Source organism: Okeania hirsuta (assembly GCF_003838195.1).
GTDB lineage: Bacteria > Cyanobacteriota > Cyanobacteriia > Cyanobacteriales > Microcoleaceae > Okeania > Okeania hirsuta.
The window spans coordinates 1-5,085 of sequence record NZ_RCBY01000369.1 but is presented as its reverse complement, the minus strand read 5'-3'; the positions used below and the strand labels follow the sequence as shown (position 1 = coordinate 5,085).

6 protein-coding genes and 1 pseudogene are annotated in these 5,085 nt (G+C 43.2%); all 7 read left to right on the top strand.

The window, feature by feature from the left end:
- On the top strand, nt 1-481 hold a 481-nt coding region (locus D5R40_RS30305; RefSeq protein ID WP_205127750.1), incomplete at its 5' end, for an acyl-CoA dehydrogenase family protein.
- Nucleotides 482-531: 50 nt separating this feature from the next.
- Nucleotides 532-906, top strand: a complete 375-nt coding sequence (locus D5R40_RS30300; RefSeq protein ID WP_240041686.1) for an acyl-CoA dehydrogenase — start codon at nt 532-534, stop codon at nt 904-906.
- 261 nt (nt 907-1,167) lie between these two features.
- Nucleotides 1,168-1,695, top strand: a pseudogene (locus tag D5R40_RS38335) (S1C family serine protease); the annotation flags it as partial.
- Nucleotides 1,628-2,005 carry a S1C family serine protease gene (locus tag D5R40_RS38330; protein WP_240041684.1) on the top strand — a complete coding sequence of 126 codons (378 nt, stop codon included), beginning with the start codon at nt 1,628-1,630 and terminating at the stop codon, nt 2,003-2,005. The pseudogene D5R40_RS38335 and the gene D5R40_RS38330, both read left to right, overlap by 68 nt.
- 134 nt (nt 2,006-2,139) lie before the next feature.
- The gene (locus D5R40_RS43060; protein WP_124155682.1) at nt 2,140-2,460 is read left to right on the top strand and encodes a LytR/AlgR family response regulator transcription factor; all 321 of its coding nucleotides are present in this window, start codon (nt 2,140-2,142) and stop codon (nt 2,458-2,460) included.
- A gap of 1,555 nt (nt 2,461-4,015) precedes the next feature.
- On the top strand, nt 4,016-4,273 hold the full coding sequence (locus D5R40_RS36485) for a hypothetical protein (protein ID WP_124155681.1): 258 nt from the start codon (nt 4,016-4,018) through the stop codon (nt 4,271-4,273).
- A gap of 221 nt (nt 4,274-4,494) precedes the next feature.
- Nucleotides 4,495-4,950 (top strand): hypothetical protein, encoded by a 456-nt coding sequence (locus tag D5R40_RS30280; protein WP_124155680.1) that lies wholly within the window; start codon nt 4,495-4,497, stop codon nt 4,948-4,950.
- Nucleotides 4,951-5,085 lie beyond the last annotated feature (135 nt).

Here is a 5,085-nt window from a genome sequence, read left to right as displayed (position 1 = left end):
CTTAATTCTGGATTACCCAAGTCACCAACGAAGACTCATGCCATTATTGGCGAAAACTTATGCGCTACATTTTGGTCTGGAATATCTCACACAGCGTTTCAGTGAACACGAAGGTGAAGATATGCGTGAGATTGAAACCTTGGCTGCCGGGCTAAAAGCGTATAGTACTTGGTTTACTACCGCCACTATTCAGGAATGTAGAGAGGCTTGTGGTGGTAAAGGCTATCTAGCGGAAAACCGATTTGCTGCACTTAAAGCCGATACGGAGATTTTCACAACTTTTGAAGGAGACAATACCGTCTTGATGCAATTAGTAGCGAAAGGAGTATTGACCAGCTTCAAGAATCAGTTTCATGAGGAAGGCACTTGGGGATTGCTGCGTTTCTTAGGTGGTAGAATTGGGACGGCTATATCGGAGTTGAATCCCATAATCATCAGAAATACCGATCGGCAGCATCTCTTGTCCAGTGATTTTCAGTAAGTGCTTTTCGGTACCGGGAGAGCAATCTACTTTATTCCCTGTCTCAGCGAATGCGTTCGATGATTAAATCGGGGCTCAGTGCTTACCAAGCTGCCCTGAATTGCCAGCAGCATATGATTGCCTTGGCAGAAGCATTCGTAGAGCGTACTGTTTTAGAGCAGTTTACCACGGTACTAGAAACTCAAAAAGAAGAATCAACTTATTCTGCTTTACAACAACTATGTCAGTTGTATGCCCTACATACAATTGAAAAACATAGTGGTTGGTATTTAGAAAAAGAATATATTAGTGGAGCAAAATCAAAGGCGATTCGTGGACTGGTAGATGATCTTTGTCTTCAAACAAGACATCAGGCACAGGCACTAGTAGAGGCTTTTGATATCCCTGACGCCTTGTTGGGGCACCAATCATCCGCTGATCGTTGATTAACATATTATGAAGTCACTTTGGTCTCATTTATTGGTAGCTTTTTTTGCTTCCTTGATTTCTTTCTCCTATTCTCCACCTACTATCCTGTGAAGGTCACTCAGATAGAAGAGGTGCCAATTCCAGTAAGCTCACAGGTAAAGGAATCGACAATTTTAACGGCGGATAGAGGTCAAGCCTCTCCCTTTTATACAAAGGATTTTAGTCTGATTGTAATCGAGTTATGCCGTCAGTGGTAAACATCACCGGCCTCAGCGCCACTAATTTATAAGATTAGTTCGGGTTCTGGCGTGATGGTTTCACCTGATGGCTATATTGTTACCAATCATCACGTGATAGAAGATGCCACCACCCTACGTATTACTCTACATAACAAAAGAAAATACGACGCAGAGGTAGTCGGCATGGATACGCAGACTGACCTGGCGCTGATCAAAATCAATAGCCAAAACCTCAGGACCTTGCCCTTAGGCAATAGTGATGAACTGGATGTTGGGGAGTGGGTCCTCGCTATCGGACATCCTTTCAACCTAAACTCTACAGTAACTGCAGGAATTGTTAGTGCCAAAGCAAGAAACATCAACATCCTAGGAGATGAATATTCTATCGAAAGCTTTATTCAGACCGATGCCGTTGTAAATCCGGGAAATAGTGGTGGTGCCTTGATTAATGCTGAAGGAGAGCTTGTAGGAATCAATACCGCTATCTTAACTGAATCGGGTGTTTCTGAAGGTTATTCCTTTGCCATTCCTTCCAACCTGGTCCGGAAAAGTCATTACGGACCTTAGAGCATATGGTCAAGTACAACGTGCCATTCTCGGCGTCAATATATTTGATGTCACTGATGAAATAGCTTTCGAATTGGGCTTATCTCAGGTAGAAGGTGTATTCATCCAAAGTGTCACGCCTGGCGGCACCGCCTTTTATGCCGGCCTGCAGAAAGGAGATGTGATTCTGAAAGTAAATGATGTTCCCACCCCTACCGTACCTGAATTACAGGAGCAGGTAGCGCTCTATCGACCAGGAGATAATATCAGCTTGGTTTACATGAGAGATGGCCAGATTCAACGGAAAGAAAAAGTAGTCCTTAGCCCTTAGAAGATCTCCTTCCGAGAAAAAAATAATCTTTTTTTTGTTTTAGTTGTGACTTAGGAAATATCCCACGTCAGAAGGTTGTACTATGAACAAATGAACACTCAATCTTTTACTCACCAACTTAAACACGCTTATTGATGGTAGCCGTACTCAACCCGGGCGCTAGGCGTCCCTCCGTGGAAGCACTAAACCCTCAGAACAACCAAAAGTCATTCTTCGTCAGATCTCAAAATGTATTGGTACGAGTTAAGGTTAAGGATATCCGATACATTCATGCCGATGGCAACTATTGCTACCTGTTTACTGAACAAAAAAAATATGCCATTAAACTCTCTCTTACCCGCCTGATGGATCGCTTGCCTAACAATGAATTTCTGCGAATTCATAAGAGTTACATCGTACAGCTAAAAGAGGTCAATAAAATTGATCTAGGCAGCAACAGCCTTTGCCTCAAATGATGTCAATGTACCCATAGGCAGGGCCTATCGCTCTGAGCTTATAGACTCTCTTGAAATCCTATAATTCCCAAAAAGAGGTGTTGTAGATAACAACTACTACCCTCTTCTCAAGACTGCGGATCCCGCAGCTTCTTTCTCCCCGTCATTATAGTTCTACTATTTTACCGTCCTTCATAGTTCCTAAAAGTCAAGTGCTGCCTAATCCTTTATGGGTTGGAATTCCAGGCACTTTGCTGATAGGCCATAAGTCACAGATTCAAACATAAGATTGCTTTGGATGTCTTGGCCATTTGCCGAGGCTCCTTAAAAACCAATTAGTATAATTCAAGATTAGAAGTTTTTAAAGTAAGGGGGAACGGTTACCGGAGAAAGATCTTGTATCCTATTCGGTAACCTCTTACTTACTTACAGAAGAAAAATGAGGACATGCTTTTTTGGACAAAAGCGATTTTCCAAATACCGGATAAAGAAAGGATTAGCCGGCTTTTTCATTCTTTATCTACCGAGAATTAAGATATTACCGAAATATTTTGGATTTTTGTAAGGAATATGTTACCATAACATAATTACTTAATTTTTAAGTAAGGGGGAACGGTTGTCAGGCTTGCTCTTTGAGCAAAATCCTGGCAACTTTTTTTTTGCTCCATCCCATCTTTTCCGTCCCATTCCAACATCTCCTTAAAATCTTTGAAAATCTTATTAGTATTTTATAAATTTGTTGGACCCTCCTAATTGTAGCATACACAATCGCCAAATCAATTGTAGTTGAAGCCTTCCCATGAATACCTTGCTTTAACGGCAGAGCTTCTTCTCATCGCCCAATAGATACACACATCTGTCTGATACACTAGAAGCGATTAGCTTACAGCAATATTATTGCTGCAGGCCCTCTATAATTCTTAAAACATAAATACCAAAGCTGAACCTATGAAAATGTACGCCGCCCCTTCTTCTTATGTTAGGGCTTACACAAGTGCAGTGCTATTCTTCTGCTTTTTCTCTCCTTTCTCTTTAGCAGCAGAAGAATCGTATGATCCATGTTGCAGTATCCCACATGATGTCGTTACTAGCTGTGATGATTTGCCTGCTGGCTTTGATCCACATGATTGGGACCTATTGGAGGATTTATTTGGCAAGCCCAATGGATACTACCATTGCGACAACCAAAACTGGCACGAACTAGATCCCGAACTCTATTTGGACAATTGTGGTGTAGGCACCATCAATCGACGTTTCAAGGCTTATTACCAATCCAGTGGTTGGGTAGCCCTACGGAGGTCAATTGCGAACAGACTATCACGATCACGCCCTCTCATGAGTATGTGGTCCGCTTCCGCCCGACGCCGTTGCAAATTGCGAAGAGCCGGAGGCAGAGGATATCCAGTTTGACGAATTAAGCTGTGACCTCTTGGCAGTTAGTACCCAGGATTTAAAGTTCCAGACTGGCAGTGAAGCCTGCTACAAAATCTTGAGAACCTATCGGGTAATCAACTGGTGTGAATATGATGGCCACTCTGATCCTATCGTGATTAGCCGCGATGAGGATTGTGATGATGTGCCAGGAGACGAGGCAGTCTGGGTGATTCGCCGACCAGATAACAAAATCTACATCGACAGGACCTCTAATGAAAACGATTACTATCCTTCTGTTGAAGAACAGGATATCAGTTGTGGCCATATGGGTCAAAAGGGGTTTTGGCGGAAAATCTGGCTTACCAGCAGCTCCCATTATTATCAGAGCAAGGGCTTCTATCAATACACCCAACACTTGAAAGTAATGGATAATATTCCACCAAGTGGTAGATGTAACTGATCCAGATCCTTTCTGTAGCTACAGTGAAGATCAAGGAGAAGGTTGCCCCGGCCGTGTGGAATTTTTCCTTCAGCGTATCTGATGAATGTAGCGGCCACTGCTACTGTGAAGGTTTTCTTATTTGAAAACAATGTTCCAGTGCCTTTTACCAACGCTAATAACATCGCCGACGAAGTACTAAGCGGGAGTTATCCCAACTTCACGATCAAGCAATATTTGCCTTGGGTAATCACAGCTATGAAATCCACGTAAAGGACGGCTGTGGCACCTCTTCAGCAGTGAGGGTTCCAGTAGAAGTAGTAGACTGTGATCCTCCATCCATCGTATGTATACACGGCCTCTCCTCTAGCTTAATGCCTTTGGAGGCCAACGTAGATATCGATGGTGATGGCGATATTGATCCGGGAGCCATGGAAATCTGGGCAGTAGATTTCATTATTGATCAATACGATGACGATTGTTCTGGTCCTATTTCCTACTCCATCAATCGCGTAGGAGAAACCCCCAACAGAGATAGTACAGGCATCGTATTCACTTGCGATGATGGCAGTGAAGTGGAAGTAGAGATCTATGTTTGGGATAACGCAGATAATCCTTATCAAGAACAACCCGAATGGAACTGTCGGAGGCCCCAATTACGACCTATGTCGCACCTATATTCGTTTGAACACGAATGACCTTTGTGGGGATGATGTAGATGATGATGCAGCCGACGATGAGGGAGAAGAGGAAGAAGAGGTCACAGACGAAGATGGAAATGAAGATGGAGTAACGGATGACCCTCCATATGGCATGGCTCGCTTGGCGGGTAT

What these genes read in the sequence shown, in the direction of transcription:
- D5R40_RS43060 (WP_124155682.1), top strand. Translation starts at nt 2,140, where the DNA reads ATGGTAGCCGTACTCAACCCGGGCGCTAGGCGTCCCTCCGTGGAAGCA.
- D5R40_RS30300 (WP_240041686.1), top strand. Translation starts at nt 532, where the DNA reads ATGCGTTCGATGATTAAATCGGGGCTCAGTGCTTACCAAGCTGCCCTG.